General features: G+C 42.8%; 13 protein-coding genes. 5 read left to right on the forward strand and 8 right to left on the reverse strand.

Features of this window, described 5'->3' with window-relative positions; all coding sequences use genetic code 11:
* Nucleotides 1-69: 69 nt before the first annotated feature.
* Entirely contained in the window at nt 70-1,614 is a 1,545-nt protein-coding gene (locus JMV76_RS00840) for a bifunctional 2-methylcitrate dehydratase/aconitate hydratase (protein ID WP_201501290.1), read from the forward strand.
* 133 nt (nt 1,615-1,747) lie between these two features.
* Here the strand turns inward: JMV76_RS00840 and JMV76_RS00845 are convergent, their stop codons facing one another.
* A complete protein-coding gene (locus JMV76_RS00845; RefSeq protein ID WP_201501291.1) occupies nt 1,748-2,539 on the reverse strand; it encodes an SDR family oxidoreductase in 792 nt (263 codons plus the stop codon).
* A gap of 240 nt (nt 2,540-2,779) precedes the next feature.
* On the opposite strand from JMV76_RS00845, the gene JMV76_RS00850 reads away from it, so the two are divergent.
* On the forward strand, nt 2,780-4,144 hold the full coding sequence (locus JMV76_RS00850; RefSeq protein ID WP_201501292.1) for a DUF2868 domain-containing protein: 1,365 nt from the start codon (nt 2,780-2,782) through the stop codon (nt 4,142-4,144).
* A 130-nt stretch (nt 4,145-4,274) separates the two neighbouring features.
* Nucleotides 4,275-5,909: a DUF3482 domain-containing protein gene (locus JMV76_RS00855; RefSeq protein ID WP_201501293.1), complete on the forward strand. Its 1,635-nt coding sequence runs from the start codon at nt 4,275-4,277 to the stop codon at nt 5,907-5,909.
* Between the two features lie 38 nt (nt 5,910-5,947).
* Here the strand turns inward: JMV76_RS00855 and JMV76_RS00860 are convergent, their stop codons facing one another.
* From JMV76_RS00860 to JMV76_RS00870, 3 genes are all read right to left on the reverse strand, one after another.
* The gene (locus JMV76_RS00860) at nt 5,948-6,973 is read right to left on the reverse strand and encodes an ArsA family ATPase (RefSeq protein WP_201501294.1); all 1,026 of its coding nucleotides are present in this window, start codon (nt 6,971-6,973) and stop codon (nt 5,948-5,950) included.
* Between the two features lie 47 nt (nt 6,974-7,020).
* Nucleotides 7,021-7,314, reverse strand: a complete 294-nt coding sequence (locus tag JMV76_RS00865; RefSeq protein WP_045454674.1) for a cory-CC-star protein — start codon at nt 7,312-7,314, stop codon at nt 7,021-7,023.
* Between the two features lie 123 nt (nt 7,315-7,437).
* The gene (locus JMV76_RS00870; protein WP_055125815.1) at nt 7,438-9,117 is read right to left on the reverse strand and encodes a carbon starvation CstA family protein; all 1,680 of its coding nucleotides are present in this window, start codon (nt 9,115-9,117) and stop codon (nt 7,438-7,440) included.
* A gap of 296 nt (nt 9,118-9,413) precedes the next feature.
* On the opposite strand from JMV76_RS00870, the gene JMV76_RS00875 reads away from it, so the two are divergent.
* Both JMV76_RS00875 and JMV76_RS00880 read left to right on the forward strand, forming a co-directional pair.
* On the forward strand, nt 9,414-10,082 hold the full coding sequence (locus tag JMV76_RS00875; protein ID WP_198329952.1) for a hypothetical protein: 669 nt from the start codon (nt 9,414-9,416) through the stop codon (nt 10,080-10,082).
* A 102-nt stretch (nt 10,083-10,184) separates the two neighbouring features.
* Nucleotides 10,185-10,748 carry a hypoxanthine-guanine phosphoribosyltransferase gene (locus JMV76_RS00880; protein ID WP_045447249.1) on the forward strand — a complete coding sequence of 188 codons (564 nt, stop codon included), beginning with the start codon at nt 10,185-10,187 and terminating at the stop codon, nt 10,746-10,748.
* 80 nt (nt 10,749-10,828) lie between these two features.
* Here the strand turns inward: JMV76_RS00880 and JMV76_RS00885 are convergent, their stop codons facing one another.
* From JMV76_RS00885 to JMV76_RS00895, 4 genes are all read right to left on the reverse strand, one after another.
* Entirely contained in the window at nt 10,829-11,347 is a 519-nt protein-coding gene (locus tag JMV76_RS00885; protein WP_083475789.1) for a MepB family protein, read from the reverse strand.
* 37 nt (nt 11,348-11,384) lie between these two features.
* Nucleotides 11,385-11,954, reverse strand: a complete 570-nt coding sequence (locus tag JMV76_RS14675) for an ATP-dependent DNA helicase (protein WP_227689984.1) — start codon at nt 11,952-11,954, stop codon at nt 11,385-11,387.
* 71 nt (nt 11,955-12,025) lie between these two features.
* Entirely contained in the window at nt 12,026-13,597 is a 1,572-nt protein-coding gene (locus tag JMV76_RS00890; RefSeq protein WP_227689986.1) for an ATP-dependent DNA helicase, read from the reverse strand.
* A 74-nt stretch (nt 13,598-13,671) separates the two neighbouring features.
* Nucleotides 13,672-18,216 (reverse strand): UvrD-helicase domain-containing protein, encoded by a 4,545-nt coding sequence (locus JMV76_RS00895; RefSeq protein WP_201501295.1) that lies wholly within the window; start codon nt 18,214-18,216, stop codon nt 13,672-13,674.
* Nucleotides 18,217-18,235 lie beyond the last annotated feature (19 nt).

The raw sequence follows: 18,235 nt of genomic DNA on the forward strand, positions 1-18,235 counted from the left end.
GGCTAATTTAAAAAGATGACCGAGATAATGGGTCAAGGAAGTAGCACACTCAAGGAAGAGGAGACAACCATGTCAAATGATAATTCAGATACAACAAATTCAAATAAAAATGATGCAACGGTAGAAAGCAATGTCCGTCCAGAATATGACATTGAGATTCAAAAGATTGCTGATTATGTGCTTAATTATTCGATAGATAACGACTCCCCCAATAGCGCAGATGCTTGGAATACTGCACGTCACTGTCTGATGGATACGCTTGGCTGCGGTCTGCTTGCGCTACGTTTCCCTGAATGTACTAAGCATCTGGGTCCTGATTGTGCCGATCAGCTTACACCTAATGGCGCGCGCGTTCCGGGTACAGCCCACAGACTAGATCCTATCAAAGCCGCCTTTGATATCGGCTGTATGGTGCGCTGGCTCGATTATAATGACACGTGGCTGGCTGCTGAATGGGGACACCCTTCGGACAATTTAGGCGGTATCCTAGCGGTCGCCGATTATATTAGCCAACAAAGTTTCAGTCGCAATCATCAGCCATTAACCATACGTGAGGTACTCGAGGCTATGATTATGGCACATGAGATTCAGGGGGTAATTGCACTCGAAAACTCATTCAACCGTGTGGGTCTTGATCATGTGTTTTTAGTTAAATTGGCCTCTACCGCTGTGGTCGCCAAGCTCTATAAATTGCCACGTGAGCGTATCATGGCTGCCATCTCGCAGGCGATCGTCGATGGTCAGGCGTTGCGTACCTATCGTCATGCACCCAATGCCGGTAGCCGTAAATCTTGGGCGGCAGGCGACGCTACCAGTCGTGCGGTACGCTTGGTTGACATTACTCGTCGCGGTGAAATGGGTATCCCTGGGGCACTCTCTGCATCGCAGTGGGGGTTTTATGATGTATTGTTTAGCCATACCAATAAAGACTTAGCCCTTAAACCTGCAAACGAGCGCCGTTTTACTTTCCAGCGTGAGTTTGGCAGTTACGTAATGGAAAATATCTTATTTAAGTTAAGCTTTCCTGCCGAGTTTCATGCGCAGACTGCTTGTGAGGCGGCTGTGATTTTACATCCACGTATTGATGACAGAATCGACGATATTGAAAAAATTGTCCTGACCACTCATGAATCCGCGATTAGAATTATCTCTAAAGAAGGCACATTGGCCAACCCTGCGGATCGCGATCATTGTTTGCAATATATGGTCGCGGTGCCTCTACTAACTGGCGATTTAATGGCAGAAAATTATGAAGACGATTATCATGCACAGCACCATCTTTTAATTGATGGTCTACGCCGCAAGATGATTGTAGAAGAAGATGCGGGTTATTCAAAAGATTATCATGACCCAAGTAAGCGCTCGATTGCCAATGCCATTCAGATATTCTTTAAAGATGGTAGCAGTACCGACAAGGTTGCCGTCGAATACCCAATCGGACATAAACGTCGCCGTACTGAGGGCTTGCCGATATTAGAAGCCAAGTTTCGTGCCAGTTTGGCGACGCGATTTATCGACAGTCGCTGTCAGGATATTTTTGCCCTTTGTAGCGATCAAACCCGCTTAGAGCACACACCTGTACATGAGTTTATGGACTTGTTTATGGCGAACTAAGCATTTTCCTATCTAAGAATCACCCTTATATTATCAATAAAACAGGACGTGTCATTGTCATCATATTAACGACAACGACACGCCCTGTTTTTATCTATTGAATTGGCTTTATGAATCTTTTAATCGTTTAGAGCTACCAAGGTATGGATTCCCCTGCCCAGTCAACAAAGCTTCCTGATTGCGCAGCTGTCATACGGTTAAGTACTTCTAATAAGCATTCCGCACTGTAGGCTGGCGAGAACAACTGACCTTCGGCCACATTACCTTGAAAAGGGGTTGATAGTTGCGTATTTACCGTTCCTGGCTGCAGGACAACCACGCACACGTCTTTGAGCGAGCGACTCCATTCAATACTCAGGTTTTTCATGCCCATATTGAGTGCCGCTTTACTCATACGATAGCTATACCATCCGCCCAGTTGGTTGTCACTGATACTGCCAACGCGCGCGGATATCGTTGCAAAGATTGCGGGCTTGTCATTACTACGCGCAGATTTGGCTAATAGTGGTCTAAAATGTTTGGCAATAAGCAAGCTGGCTAAGGCATTCACTTGCATATTTTGTAAAAAGAAATCAGTCTCAACCTGACGCAGCGCTTTTTCTGGCTGCTGCGTCGCCGTATGTAATAACCCTGCACAATTGATAATCCAATCAATATGAGTGGTTTGCTGCTGAATAACCTCGGCTGCTTGTTGGATACTCTGTTCGTCGCAGAGGTTCATGGGTAACCAATGCAGATTGTCAGCCTCAAAATCAGGTACATTGCGATGATAAGTCGCAAAAACATGAATACCTTGTTTTCCACCATTATCGGTATTCGCATTCTCATCCTTATTGCCACTGGCAGTGCCATCTACTAATTGCTCAATCATCGCTCTACCAATGCCGCCTGTACCACCAACGATTAGATACGTTCTGTTATTCATGATGATTCCTTTTCTGGATTTTCTTTAACAGCGTTTTTTCACCCTCTGTTTTTTTACACTATTGTCATTATCATTTCGTTCATTATTCATTTTGGCTGATTTTTATTGTCTTTACCATGATAAAAATGCTTAATAAATGTTCATTTTTTAACATTTGGCGAAGGCGTGTCCTCATATATACGCTACAATAATCAAGAATTATCTCCTACATAAACGCCTTTATATGGATGTTATCGCATTATGCTATCACCCCAAGATCAATTGACTGAGTTGGTACGCACGCTTGAGACGCAGCAACATGTCTTTGCCACTGACCCGCTACTTATCACGGAAAAACTACAAGGTGAGGATGGCAAACCCATTCAAAAATTGCACCGCCGAGCCTCACGTATCGATAGTAACGGTGCGCTGGCACGAGTATTAGGCAAAATTGACGGGCGTATTAAAGGCATTATGGTAGTCATGAGCGTGGTGTGGTGTCTCTCGGGATTTTTGGGATTATTCACCTTACTACAGACCAATGTGGTGAATTTCTTTTATGTATTGGTTTGCTTACTGGGTTTTCATACCATTATGCTGTTAGGTTGGCTGGTGATGACCCTGATTAATCAAGGCAAGCCGTCTTCGAATTGGTTTGCCAATTTTGTCAGTCCCAGTTATCTGATACGTGGCAAGGATGATGTTACCAAGGCGGCAGTCGATTTGTACGAGCGCCAATTACAGCATAGCGGGATGCGCTGGTATTTGGGACGATTTAGTCATCAGTTATGGCTGGCAACGTTGACGGGCATGCTGCTAGCGATTATTTTCCTGTTGATTGTGCGTCAGTATAGCTTTAGCTGGGAGTCGACTTTACTATCCGATCAAGCGCTAATTACTTTGACACAGGTACTTGGCTGGTTACCAAGTATGGTTGGGTTTGATGTGCCAGATAGCAACGCTATTGTACAGAGTCGCTTGGTGACTGATGCGATGCCATTGACTGTTGCGCGGCAATGGGCAGGCTTATTGGTTGGTAGTTTGCTGATGTACGGTATTGTACCAAGAGCGATTGCTTGGGCGTTTTGTGCATTGATGTTCCGTCGTAAAAAGATGCGGTTGGACATTAAGCAGCCCTATTATCAAAAGATTTTAAGCTTTTGGCAACGTCAGGTGGTAGATGCGGATGACTTTAATGAAGTGCCTGCGCCTATTGCGCCAAAAGCAGCGGTCAGCGCTGGCAAGAAGCTGGTTGCTTTGCTTGAGTATCCAGCAGAGCAGGATAACTGGTGGCTTGCAGGTCTGGATACCAATATTCATAATAGTGAGATAGAGAATTTCGGTATCGTTGATGATCGTGACGATATGGCACGTCTGAAGACGTATTTAGACAGTCATCCAGTGCAGGTCTTACTTGGTATTCATCATAAAGCCTTACCTGACCGTGGCACATTGCGTAAACTTGATCAAATCGCTGCTCACGCCAAAGATGGGCTGATTGTGCAGCTGCTGAGTGATGCAAGCGCTTTAGACTTAACCAAGCAGGTTGCAGACCATCAAGATGTTCGTTATCAGCAGTGGCAAACCGCACTCTCTGCCCGCAACATTGGTCTAGTGAATAATTGATTGACTAGCCAAACTGTGATTATCAGTTACTCAAGACAAATGGTTAGTATTAATACCGAAATAGCACACAATTTGTTCTACAATAAAAGCGACTGTATATTTTGATCATTAATAAATATAAGACGATATTATGAATAATGATAATAAAAAAGAGAACTATGAACACAATAAGCCTGCTGGTCTCTTTGCAGATAAGGCTTATGAGGCAACCCCTAATACCGCAAACAGCACTTTAAAATCAGCTGTAACTCAGTCAGTGGAAACTCAAGACAATCAACTTTTATCAACTGAACCATTAACAACAACGACAAGTATGACAAGGAAAACCATCGCCAGTGGTGAACCGCTAAAATTGGCCGTCGTTGGTCATACCAATACGGGCAAGACATCCATACTGCGTACACTATTGCGTGACGTCTATTTTGGTGAAGTCAAAAACGAAGCCGCAACTACCCGTCATGTAGAGCAAGCCAAATTAACAGACAGCCAAACGGGCGAAGTGTTGGTGGTATTGTATGACACACCGGGTTTAGAAGATGCGTCAGGATTGATGGATTGGTTGGAGGACAATACCGCCAGTCGGCGTGATGGCATTGAGCGTTTGCAACAGTTTTTGGCAGCAGACATTGCCCAAGGTGGTGAGGCACTAAATAGCAATGAGGACTATAGCCAAGAAGCTAAAGTGATTCGGCAGCTGCTGACAAGTGATATGGCCATTTATGTCGTCGATGCACGTGAGCCGGTACTCGGTAAATATAAAGACGAGTTAGCTATTTTATCTTGGGCAGCGATTCCTGTTATGCCGGTATTTAATTTCACTGACAGTCAGGAAGCCAATATCGACGAGTGGCAGACCATGCTGGCGCGTCGTAATTTGCATATTTCTACACGCTTTGACTCCGTAGCTTTTGAGTTTGCAGATGAAATGCGCTTATGGCAGAATTTAGCCACCATGCTTACCCACTCTGAGATGCTTGAGCAGTTGATGGCACGTCGTACTGAAGACTGGGCACAGCTTTATGATGAGGCCAATATTATCATTGCTGATTTTTTAATCAATGTTGCTGCTTTTGTTCGTGAGATTAGTGAAGATGACGACCCAATGCCAGTATTACAGCAAATGCAAGAGGCTGTGAGACAAAGTGAACGGGCGATGCAGAGCAACTTGCTCAATTTATATAAGTTTTATGACAATGACGTCGCGGCAACGCCACTTGAGCTACAGGCCTATCAGCAAGATCCATTCGACCCCGAGCTTCTCAAAAGCTATGGTATTCGCACCACATCTGGTGCTGCGGCTGGCGCGTTACTAGGACTGGGTATTGATGCGGCCGCTCTTGGCACAACCTTGGGGTTAGGCGCTGCTATCGGTGGTATCGCAGGTGGATTGCTCTCCAATACTGGCAGTATCGCCGATAAAATATCAGGGGTTAAGCGGTTACATATTGACCCTGCCACATTGACTTTGCTTGCAACGCGAGCGCTTGACTTGCTCACTGCCCTACGTCATCGTGGGCACGCGGCAACTGATGCCACGCAGCTAATATATAACGGTGAGAAATCCAGTATTGAACAGTCGTTAGATGACGAAAGCGCCACTGTCACACCATGGCCAACACATAAATTACCAAGTGAGCTAAAAAAAGCTCGTGGCAAACCGCAATGGTCATCACTCAGTAGTGGTAAGTCTGAACAAGCTCAATTATTACGTGCAGATATGGCATGGTCGCTGGCAAGTAAGCTACAGTCATATAAACCTGAGTAATGACCGCCAATTTTGACTAAAGTGATAGATATGATTGTTTAAGGAGATGGGTGTAATAAAGCACTCAATGCATCAGTGCCGCGTACGTCCGTTTGTTGCAGATATATTGGGTATAGCGGATACTTGGGAAAGCTTTGCTCAATATCTTGCATTAATTGTTGTTGGCGCTCAGCACGACGCTGCCAAAAATCATCAGACTGAGTTGGTGCTATCAACTGATTGATAACGATGGCGGCTGGCATGAGCTTACTGTCTTCTAACTGCTCTATCGCTCGCTTTGTTTCAGCCAGTGGCAATACGTCAGCCGTCATAACTAATACAATGGCGGTTTGTGTACGGTCATGCAGTAGCAACCCTGCCTGACGAAACAGCTGTTTGCGTTTCTCTAGTACGGATACTGCTTGCTCCCAGCGATCATTCCTCTTTTCAGCAAACGGATTGGCTAAATCATTGTCATTTTTTTTCTGGATTTTTTGCTCATGATTACCCAAATGATTTGCCACTGAGCGCAGTTTTGCTTGCCTTCGCTGCTGAGCGAGTAATCCATCCGTCCATGCCCCCATCATCTCAGGCAGCACTAATAAACGCAGTGTATGTCCCGTCGGTGCGGTATCAAAAATAACGTGCTCATAGCCGGCATCTGCTGCTGCAACCAAGTGCTGGCACATAGATTCGAGCATGGCGGCTTCTTGTGCGCCAGGTGCTGATTTTGATAGCCGTAGATGTTCGCGAATTTTTGGCATCATGTCTGGATTGGCATAGGAAGTAATTGTACGTTCAACTTGGGCAAAATGCTCATCGACGATGATATCAGGGTTTAGTTCAATAGCATCTAGATAAGGATTTACTACTGTTTTTTTGTTTTTTAGCGGGACGTTTAACACATCGCCCAAGCTGTGCGCTGGATCGGTCGAGACAATCAGTGTCTTTTTGCCTTGATTGGCATAATAGCTGGCAAGTGCGGCGGCAGTGGTGGTTTTACCGACACCGCCCTTGCCGCCGATAAATATAATCGGCTGCTTTGCCAGTTGCTCTACCAATGCGGGTAAAGGGTGTAATGCCATACTTATATCTCATTTTAGTTAATTCAAGTTAGCTAATTCAAAGGAAACTAGCAGCAACCTACATGGTCAAAAGGGCATCTATCCATACCCATACGTGTATGCCATTCATGGAAGTTTTCTAAAAACAAAGGCTGCAATTCTAGCGTATAAAAGCTTGCCGGATTGTCGATACCCAAGCTTTCCGCAAACATGAGTAGCATGAAAAAATCTTCTTCATCACGTGCGGCGCGTGCCATCGTTTGACGATAAGGCGCATGATAAAACTCGTTTAGCCCAGCCGCAAACCTTTGCCACCATGGCTCGATATTTTTTATGGGTTTTGTTATATCTGTGTTTTCCATAATCGCTCTTCTTTTTCGGATGCCTATTAACTATCATGCCTATATGAGACAAAAAACGCCAGCAATTGCTGCTAGCGTTTTTATCGTATTTCAGTAAGTATCAAACTAGGCATTTAACATGGCTTAGAGGTTACTTTTGCCTCTGTGTATCGACCACTCTTTTCGGAGTACCGATAGACTCTCAAACGTCACTAAAATCGTGGCTATCAAAATAATGATATCCATAATAATAAGCAGCCAATTACCATCATTGAAAAAGGTTTTTAGCTGAATCAATAACGCAAAAACCGTCATGACCAGTAAGAATGACAATGGCCCCAAGGTATACCACACAGGTCTACCTTTACGTAACAAGATAACAGTGACAATCATCAAGGTTAATGCAGCCATGAGCTGATTCGTCGTACCAAATAACGGCCAAATAATCATACCGCCAGCACCATCGATGCCACCAGCACCAAAGGCTAATAACAAACAGCTACCAACGGCAAGCAATGTTGCCACCACACTTTTATTTAGAACAGGCAGTTTATAAATTTCACCAAACTCTTGGAAGATATAGCGTTGCAAACGTACCCCAGTATCCATCGTAGTACCAGCGAACAATGCTGCCATTACCGTCAGCATCGTCTGCGATAAAACCATATCAATACCGACGCCTGCATTCAGTATGGTTGCACCGCCATCGATAAAGGCACCAATAGAGCCATCACCAAATTTTTGATAAACAGCTTGCCAGTCGCCAAGGGTTGCAAAGCCTGCCGTTGCCGCAAGTATCGCACCCAGTGCCAGCATTCCCTCACCCATGGCACCGAAGTAACCAACGAAACGTACATCTTCTTCTTTATCAATCTGCTTAGATGTCGTACCCGTTGCCACCAAACCATGAAAACCTGAGATTGCACCACAAGCAATGGTCACAAACAATAAAGGCACCATAGATGGCGTACCGATTGGCAATGCTGTGTTTATCGCTGGCGCGACAATATTCGGCGTCGCAATAAAGATGGCAGCGTATAACAAAATTAGACCGACAAATAACTGTAAGCCATTGATGTAATCGCGCGGCTGCAAGAGCATCCAAACCGGTAATAAAGAAGCGATTGCCGCATAGGCGAATAAAATGATAATCCAAACAGCATTGTCAGGTAATCCTAAGAATGTCTCAGGTAATACGACAGGGAACATAGGACCAAGATAGATAAGCCCATATAAAGCCGTGACCCCAATGATTGATACCCAAACCAGATTCATCTTGTAGCGATAAATACACTGACCGATGATAAAGGCGACTATCAAAGCCCCCCAAACAGGTAGCACAGCGGACGGAGTTTTTATCATCATATTAGCAATAGCGACACCAAATACCGCATTTACCATGAGTAATAATAAGAAAATAACGATCATCATCAAGCTACGTACACGTGTACCCATGACGGTACCGGCAATCGAGCCAATCGACTGACCTCTATTACGCATACTAGCCCAAATGGCTGACATATCGTGGACACCTGCCATAAAAATCGTGCCCAATACTACCCAAATGATAGCAGGTACCCAGCCCCAAATAACCGCAATGGCAGGACCAATAATCGGCGCTGCCCCTGCGACTGAAGTAAAATGATGTCCCCATAGCACGTATTTATTGGTGGGGATATAATCCACCCCATCTTTCATAGTGTGCGCTGGCGTGGGGATACTGTTATCCAATGCCAAGATTTTAGTAGCGATAAATTTTGAGTAAAACAGATAGCCGCAAAGCATCGCGGCAACAGCAAACACTAGCACGATTGCACTATTCATCTTATCTCTCCTTAGACAAGTAATAGGTAGCCTTATAAGTTCAAGCTTTTTAATTTAGAATATAAAAAATATGTTAAATTAGTCGGCGACTAGTGACTTAGCGCACCTGTCCAAAGGCTGTTTATAGAAGTACTGTGGTATCATCATCCATTAATAAGGCTTTGCATTCTATCGTTAGCACATGTCACTAGTCAGCATATGGTGAGTCTTTGACTGCAACCCATTTAGATACTAACTGATTTAACGACAAATGTAACGCTGGTTAAACATGAAAAACAACAAATAAAGGAAGCACCATGGCGCATTATTTTGGGTTTGCACCTTCAGATAAATTGAAAGCATTAATCATTGACGCTGAGCAAGTGATTGCCTCAAATGAGGAGGTGGAATACTACCCATATCGTGATGCCCTGACGCATCAAACAGCACGTGATCTAATCGACAATTTGTTGATTGGATTGGTAGATATTATTCCGAACCCTGAACGTCAAGCTTCAATGCGAAAAATTGTTGGCACAGTTGAAAAAGCGACAGATACGCTGCTTAACATCTTACTCGGTAAAGAGAATAACGAAGAAGTGATGCCAAGCTTTCATTTCTTAAGAGATCGGGCGACGTTTATTGATAACGAAGGTGTAAAACGAGTGGGTTTCAAATTATCTGATGCAGATGCGCAAACCATCGAAAAAGGCTTTGCTGCTATCACACCTGAGCAAGTAGATATGAAAGCATTTAAAACAGCGCTTGAAACCATGAATGAAGAGACATTGACTCACTTTATCAGCCGCTATGCTGAAACCCTGAAACTTGGCATGATTAAACGCAAAGCTGTCCCAGTTGCCAAAGCCGCCATTGATAAAGGCATGAGTATGGCCTTAAATAAGTTGCTACCCGACCTACCGGATCGCTCTTTAAATCGTTTAGCAAACTATTACCGCCCTTTCATCGTAGAAAAGCCGGAATAAATGCCAGTATTTGATTAATTTTGTCTCAAAAGACAGATGGTATTGGGCAAATTCACTAAAATTTGCTAAAATAAGCGGCACTTTTTACCGAAGGCGCACCCGATGACCCAAATCAGCAACCAAGAAATTGAAAAAACATTACGCAACTCAGAGTGCCTTATCAGTAGCATCGAAGTAGCCGCTGCTTATGAGCGCCTTGCCGCCCAGCTCAACCTACATTATGCTGGTTTAAACCCAATCGTTATGGTTGTTATGAATGGTGGACTTATTCCAGCTGGTCAACTATTGACTCATTTGACATTCTATCATCGCATGCATTATATTCATGCATCGCGCTATCGTGATAATGCAGGCACCAATGAGCTAGATTGGAAATTCAAACCTGATGTTAGTATCGAAGGTGAGCATGTATTGCTGATTGACGATATTTTTGATGAAGGTATCACGCTAAAAACAGTTGTCGAAGAATTAAGCAAAGAAAAACCTTTATCACTTGAATGTTGTGTGTTGCTTAATAAAGAGCATGATCGTAAAGTTGAAGATTTTGATGTTGATTTTGTCGGTATCAATGTTGCAGATCGTTATGTCTATGGCTGTGGTATGGATTTCCATGGTTATTTGCGTCATCTGCCTGGCATCTATGCCATCAAAGAAGACAAAGTTTAAGTTCTACATTTGAGTTCAAAAAAAGCATCCAATTTGGATGCTTTTTTATTGCTTGGATTTTGCACTTACTGTTAATTTTGCTACTCATACAATGCCCGTATTTTTTCTGTAGGCAGTATGTTTGTACCAGTCACCACGAAGAAATAATCGAGTTGCCAATTCTGTGTCTTCTTAGCAGTATTACTGGTTGGATTATCCCAGCTAGGATACACCCTGATACCCATCTTACCTTTTGTAAAATGAGACTGAAGAATATTATGTCTAAGCAAGACATTTTTTGGAAAAACAAACTGCCCAAATGTATGCTTATCTTTAAATGTCGTGACTACCAATAAGTCTGGTGACGAATCATATTGAAAAGGTTGATTAATACCTTTGGAATCTTTTTCCCAAAAGGTAACGAACTGCCCTACTTTGGTAGGTGTTTGTTTAGCTACTCTGAATCTAACTGTTTTGACAGCCCGTCTGTTCATTAATTCAAATGTACCAGCAGCATATTCTAGATTTTGTTGTTCTTCTTGAGTTGAAGCAATAATCAATTGGTTGGGCTTATAAATAATTTCATTAATATGCTCTAGCACAGTATCAAAGGTATACAACTCTAGTCCTCTTTTTATATTTCTGAGCATTTATCTATTAATGCTTAGAAAACTGTAATGCCAAACCTGTATGGCGCTCAGTAGGTGTTTGAACAGCCTTTTCAAAAGCAGATTTTGTACTATATATGGTTACCTGTTTCTTAGCACGGGTCACCGCCGTATAAATAAGCTCTTTGCTTAGCAATCTAGCATGACTATTATCAAAAGTAATAGCCACATGATCAAACTCAGACCCTTGTGACTTATGAATGGTCATTGCATATGCGGTGGCGATGACTTCTTCATTTAGTAAATTAACGGCAATCCCTTGAGTTTTATTTTCAAAAAACACTTCTAGTCGGCTTCTATCATCGCTAGTCTGCAAGCAGAAACCGATATCACCATTAAACAATCCTAATTCATAGTTGTTTTGTAGAACCATGACAGGACGGCCATGAAACCATATGTTTTGGCCCAGTGGTAGCTTTAGCTCAGCAAGATGCCACTGCGTGAGATAATTATTAATATAATGATCGCCCCACTCGCCATTATGGCCAGCACTTAGAATTCTAAACTCATTAAATGTTTCCATTAGTGATGTAATCGTATTTTTTACTGATTCTGGCATGGATTTTTCTATTGGATTTTTTAGGAGTTCTTTTATTTTATTTATATACTTAATATATTTTAATGATATCTTTAGAATAATTTTTTATTACTTAGGCTATTTCTTGTCTTATTATCTTTAAGCTCATTTGTTTGCAGCGTATTTACATAATGAAAACTCAAGGCTTCATCCTGCCTTAACAGCTGCCAGATGGCTTGCGTATCTATCTCTGCCTGATTAATTTGGTAGGCAAGTTTGCCAATACCTGATTCTGCGCTAAATCTGCGGCTTTCGGTTAACTCTGCATGAATGGGTTGTAACAGTGGAATACGGCACAAGTCAGCCAACACTGCTCCTGCATCTACCGCTGCTAGCTGGTTCGCATCGCCCAATAGTATCAGCCTTGCACCTGGTTTTACTGCACTTACGAGATAATTAGCCAACTCGACCCCGAGCATCGACGCCTCATCAACGATGATGATATCTTCTCCAAGTGGATTGTTAGTATCGTAGCGCGGTCTGCCCGTCCGACCAATACCTAACAAGCGATGGATGGTTTTAGCTTCTTGTAACTGTAGATCAATATCTGCTGCATCGAGAGCAGCTTGTAAAGATTCTTGCATGCGTTGGGCAGCCTTACCAGTCGGTGCTGCCAATGCCAGACTGGCACTATCCGTACTGAATCTAATATTTTCAGCCCCATCTTCCCTACTCTCTGTCGCTTGTTGCAGCGCAATGACTAACTGAGCCACGGTATAGGTTTTACCTGTACCTGGACCACCAGTAATAATACTAAACGCGTTGTTATTAGCAACATTAATCGCCTTTACTTGGTGCTCATGAAGATTTTCAGGCATTGCTATCTGTAAAGGACTTACTTGCTGATTTAAAATATTGTTGATATTTTTTGCTAAATTAAATTCTGCTTGCCATGCACGATGTAGCCAAAAAGTTAGTGATACTGCTGAACCTTCTGTGTTTTGGCTGTTAACTTTTTTGTAAATAATAGGTTGATTTTTTCTACTTAGGCTATTTAACTTATCGTTATTATTAATGCTAGTATTAACCTCAGCAAACAAATCGTGTTCATTAACTAGGCGTATAAAAAAACTTAAGTCCGTATTTTTCAATAATTGGTATAGCGTAGCAATCATGTCAAAACGCTTGGTTAGCACCTCTTTTTCGTGGTTGCTAAGCGCCAATTGCATCCACAGCTGATCTCTCTTATCAAATAGCGTGTCTAGCAATACGAATAGCGACCTTTCAGTTGTAGAGTCATCATCTGATTGCGTATTTATTTTGGTATCTATCAGCGTAAAGATTGGCATTGCTAGCATCTCTAATAACTGTTGCTGCCAAGCATATAGCGTAACTACTTCATCATTGATTTGACCTTGCAATGCTTCTTCATGCTCAGAGGACTCAATGGTTAATACTGTATGCCCCTCTTCCAAATGAGTCGCTAACATAACGAATAGAGCGGTGAATAAATTACTTTCTTCTGTTTTATCGACTTGCTTGCTATTAGTATTAGCTTTTGCATCCGTTGCCTTATACGCTAAATACGTTTGCTCGCGGCGTAGCAATATATAATCACTGATGTTACTAGCCCAGCTTTGTTGTAGCCCAATTACTGCCTTGCTCTCTTTTTTATTATTACTCATAGTATGCTTGTCTCTATGTTGAAATAGTTAATCGATATCATGTTTTTTAGCATTTAATCATTACTTCTAGCCTATTAATCGGGCATGCCAAACAACGCATCCAAACCTTTAATAAAATCGATTGGAATATCCCACGTGACTAATCCATAGCGGTCGTTGTGCATTGAGTGGCTATTATCAGCCTCTTTAACATCTGGTGATAGATCATCAGCTGCTTGAGAATTGGGATCATACACACCTCGTAAAAAAACATACTCCACAGCGCCTAAATACTTATCTTCATTGCCTGCATAATCATGAATCCTCATTGAAAGGAATCGGTGTAACGCTACTTGATAAATCGCTGCTTGTAGCCAGTACCCTGCCTTGGACATTGCTTGCTTAAGTGTATCTTCATTATAATCGCTTAGGCTATTTCCTAGAAAGTTGCTTTTATAATCGACAACGTAATACTTGCCAGCATGTTCATACACCAGGTCAATTTCGCCGCGCAGATAACGATACAAATGTGCTTTATTTTGCGGAATAAGAGTGACGTGTTTGTCTATTTCGTCAGGTAAATATTGTTGAAATAGCCTACTGATATCCTGAGCTTTAAAATTCTCTGACAGCCCCATGTTGAACTCTAACTCAGCAAATCGCTTACCCTTACTAAGAGAAATTAAGGGTTGATTGGAGGCCAATAGCGGCGCATGTAGTACCTCTTCAATCCAAGCAATTAATGCCTCATGCTTGGTAGCATCTATTGAAGCAAGATCAAGTGAACTAGTATTAAATGAACCGTCATCGCCTTGCTCTTGTTTCTTCGCTTCTGATCGACGGCCTTGCTGCTCAGCACTGCTATATGCCAGTGGCAATTGATAGCTACTGATGGCTCTATCGATAACCTGAGACCACTGCGCTTTATTGTTGAAATCAATTTTTTCAAATATCTCATGTAAAAACGTACCCGCATTAGCACCTTTTACAAAGGTAAAACGGATATCATCTTCTGACTTGAGGCTTAGTTCACTGTCTTGTTCGAGAGACTCTTTGCTATTAAGTGAATGGAGATCTGAAACTGAAGACTCTGTCATATCGATGTCTATCGCATCATCAATACGCTCATCGACTATCGCCATTGCTTGTGTAGATTCATCGAGCTGACGAGCCAAAGCGGTAAAGCTGGTCTTAGCCCAGCCATAAAAATAATTGGTCTTCATGACCTCTGAAAAAAGCGCGTATTCAATAGTCTCTGTGGCAGGCTTATGAGCATTTGACTTGGTAACAGCGAGCTGAACATTATCATTTACGCCTGCTGATTTAGCATCGTTGCTTGCGTAATTCTTGTCGTAGAACTCATTAACCTTATGCCCTCTGAGCATACCTATCGTACCTTTAAGTCTATCTGGTAGTTCAAATTTCGCTTCTGGTGATTCAAACCAATAAAACACTGGTTTTCGCTTCATATCTCTTGTGTCATTAGGGTCTCTCAAAACAACATAAAGCTGCTCACTGGCTCGAGTAAATGCCACATAGCCAAGGCGGCGGCGCTCATCAAAATTCTCTTTTGTTTCGATATCCGTATAGTAATCTTCAACCGTGGCAGAGCCTTGCAATGGTGAGAAGCGGCGCTGATTACCCGATTGATTATCTGTCGACTGCTGTACTTCTATCGATTTCCGAACTAGCGCTGAAGGCGCTTGTTGGGCATTGTATAAGTACAATCCATAGTCTTCCTTATTGCCTGACTGCCTACTGGCATCACCCATTCCCAGTACATACACACTGGGAAACTCAAGTCCTTTGGACTTATGAATGGTCATCAGCTGTACGCCAGACTCTGTCGGTAGCGGATATTGCTTAGCCCAATCACTATTGGGCGCTGCATCTATATTTTGTCTAAACCAAGCCAGTAGCTCATGCTCGCCCATACCTAGGCCATACTGCGCCAAGATATCCATCACATGACGTAAATCCATGATATGACGATCGCCTTCTGGATGAGCCGCTAGCGCTTGCCAAATGCCTTGCGGCTGTATGGGATTTTTATCTAACAAGTAATGCAATGCCGACAAGATGCCAAAGTGCTGCCAACGCTGTGCGCCTTCTTTTAGATAAGTAATAAAATCTTGATAGCTCTTTTTATTATCAGTAGCCTTATTAACTGAGGTATCCTTCGAATTAGAATTATTTGAATGGGAGCTTGTTGTACTACTGCCCTCAGTAATTCCTGACTCATGATCCGTCATCATGGCTTTGATGTTTTTAATACTCAGTCCATATAGATGACTGGTCAACACCCGATTAATCATGTCATGACGATACGGATATAGCATGGCACTCAGCAGCGCCGCCACATCTTCTGCCATGATGGTTTCAAAAATACTGACATCACTGGTAGTCAAGGTCGGTACATTAAGCTTAACCAACTCATCCTCAACCCGCTTTAAGTCTTTTTTGGTACGTGCCAGCACGCCGATATCACTGGGCTGGATAGGCTTGCCTTTTAAGGTCTGATCACTACTGAGCAAAGTCGCAATATGACGCGCTGTGATTTCATGCTCATCGTACTCAAGCTCTTTGTTTTTATCATAAGGTAAGTGTAATACGCTCACTGGCTGGGCAGAGAGCACCTCAGTCACTAAAGTAGTGCTGTGAGCGTCTGGTTCATTAAACCAAGACAGCTGATTTTCTGGTTTTGCCGCTTTGATATGCTGGTAATAAATACCTGCGCCTAATTGAGCTAATTTGTTCTCGCCAGTGGTTACATCAGCCATGCCGAACCAACAATTTAGGGCATTAATCACGCCAGCATTTGAGCGTCGGTTAATATCGAGCGTCCAAAGCGTGCTTTTATCAAATTGAGCTTTCATGTAGTTATAGTTGGCCACATCGCCACCACGAAACCCATAAATAGCCTGCTTGGGGTCACCAACCAATAGCAAAAACTCATGGCTGGCTTTTTTAGTAGCTGACTGTTTATTATTATCAGCAACCTTGCCCTTTTTCTTTGGCAAATAGATACTTTCAATCATAATGGCTTGCGCGCCATTGATATCTTGCGACTCATCAATCAACGCCACAGGATAGTGATGACGAATATAACGTGCCAGCTTCTCTCCTTGCCGACCAGTTAATGCTTGGTTTAGACGTACCATTTGCAGGCTAAAGGTCGTCTCACCACGCTCTTCCAAAATAATTGGTAGCCTGTCACGTACCGCAAGCACGATATGACGGTTAAGATTGGCTAAAACAGTCACTATGTATTCGTCTAGCTTTTTGCTTTCTTCAATATAGCGTTTAAAGTCACGAACGACCTGCAACTCATTAAATATCAGATTAACTCTTTCGCCATCTTTTGGTTTATAGAATTGTTTGCCTACGTCATCAGTTTTCTGAAAAGCTTGTATTAACTTTCCTGTATAAGTTTTTGCATCTGATATAAATTTATAAGCGGCTGGCCCAAAATCTTTTAATGCTTGAATGATTTTCGGCCAAGAGTCTCTATTATTTTGTAGCTGTCCTTTTGGAACGTCATAATACTCGCCGTCAGGTTTAAAAAAGATATCAAGCTCATCGCTGCGCTCAATGATAGTATTTATAAGCCGCTCATAGCCCTCAAACGAAAAGTCATTTACTACAATCTCATCAATTGGCGCAGAAATAAAGTTAAGCGAGCGATTCACATATTTTTTATGATCACTCACGGCAGTCAACTTGCCTTGCTGATCCATAAGCGCATACAGTTTAGGCCGCTCATGATGTAAGCGGCTTTGAAACTGACGCAGCTCATCATGAATAATACTATCGGTCACCTGCTCAATACTGCTTTCTTCGATAATAGCCATACCTTGCTGATGACCTGTCTCGCTACTGTACTCCTTCAGCCATTTTTGCGCCAAGCTATCGAGCGTACCCACAAACAGTTTATCCAACGTGGTTAAAACCAGTGCTGTACGCCTGATAGCTTCCGTCATTGGATAGCTGTACACGTGATCCAGCAAATAACCGACGAGATGCAGGTTAATGGGATCTTGCATGATGCCATCTAAGCGCACATATTTTGCCTGTGCTACCAACCAGTCTTCACGGTCTTTATTTGCTTGCGCACGCTTTGTGGCAGCAGCTTGCTTATCAGTAGCAAGGTCTTGGTTTAACTCATCAGCGCCTATCTCAGTATTTAAATCCGTACTTGATTTTTTGCCCTCTTGTTTATCCTTATCGCTTTCAGGCATCACCTGCAATATATTGGGATACAAAGCCTCCTTATTACTGATGTCAGCACTTAAACTGTTGACCCACTGCAATAATTGATAAAAATCCACCAAACGATCATGAATACGCTGACGCATCTCAGCGGCAGCGGCTCGCGTAAAGGTCGTGGCAATAATTTGCTCTGGCGCACGTCGTGCTTCAATTAGCAGGCGCAATACAATGCCTGTTAGCGTCCAAGTTTTACCAGTACCAGCAGACGCTTCAATCAGGTGCTTGCCCGTTAGGTCAACATCAACTGCTGGTATGACATCAGCCTTACGCTCACTCATAGGATCTGAGTGAGGCGTATCTGAGTGATCATCGAATAAATGTGGCTGTGTAGAAAGTTCAATGATATTGGTTGGATCAGTCAAGTCTGTCATATGGGCGCATACTTTTAAT

The sequence above is a fragment of the Psychrobacter cibarius genome, from assembly GCF_904845955.1.
In the GTDB taxonomy this organism is placed as follows: domain Bacteria; phylum Pseudomonadota; class Gammaproteobacteria; order Pseudomonadales; family Moraxellaceae; genus Psychrobacter; species Psychrobacter cibarius_B.

Bases quoted from the DNA above. Each gene is read 5' to 3' on its own strand.
- JMV76_RS00865 (WP_045454674.1), bottom strand. From the start codon at position 7,314: ATGGAAAACACAGATATAACAAAACCCATAAAAAATATCGAGCCATGG.
- JMV76_RS14675 (WP_227689984.1), bottom strand. From the start codon at position 11,954: ATGCCAGAATCAGTAAAAAATACGATTACATCACTAATGGAAACATTT.
- JMV76_RS00840 (WP_201501290.1), top strand. From the start codon at position 70: ATGTCAAATGATAATTCAGATACAACAAATTCAAATAAAAATGATGCA.
- JMV76_RS00845 (WP_201501291.1), bottom strand. From the start codon at position 2,539: ATGAATAACAGAACGTATCTAATCGTTGGTGGTACAGGCGGCATTGGT.
- JMV76_RS00880 (WP_045447249.1), top strand. From the start codon at position 10,185: ATGACCCAAATCAGCAACCAAGAAATTGAAAAAACATTACGCAACTCA.
- JMV76_RS00850 (WP_201501292.1), top strand. From the start codon at position 2,780: ATGCTATCACCCCAAGATCAATTGACTGAGTTGGTACGCACGCTTGAG.
- JMV76_RS00890 (WP_227689986.1), bottom strand. From the start codon at position 13,597: ATGAGTAATAATAAAAAAGAGAGCAAGGCAGTAATTGGGCTACAACAA.
- JMV76_RS00875 (WP_198329952.1), top strand. From the start codon at position 9,414: ATGGCGCATTATTTTGGGTTTGCACCTTCAGATAAATTGAAAGCATTA.
- JMV76_RS00860 (WP_201501294.1), bottom strand. From the start codon at position 6,973: ATGGCATTACACCCTTTACCCGCATTGGTAGAGCAACTGGCAAAGCAG.
- JMV76_RS00870 (WP_055125815.1), bottom strand. From the start codon at position 9,117: ATGAATAGTGCAATCGTGCTAGTGTTTGCTGTTGCCGCGATGCTTTGC.
- JMV76_RS00895 (WP_201501295.1), bottom strand. From the start codon at position 18,216: ATGACAGACTTGACTGATCCAACCAATATCATTGAACTTTCTACACAG.
- JMV76_RS00855 (WP_201501293.1), top strand. From the start codon at position 4,275: ATGAATAATGATAATAAAAAAGAGAACTATGAACACAATAAGCCTGCT.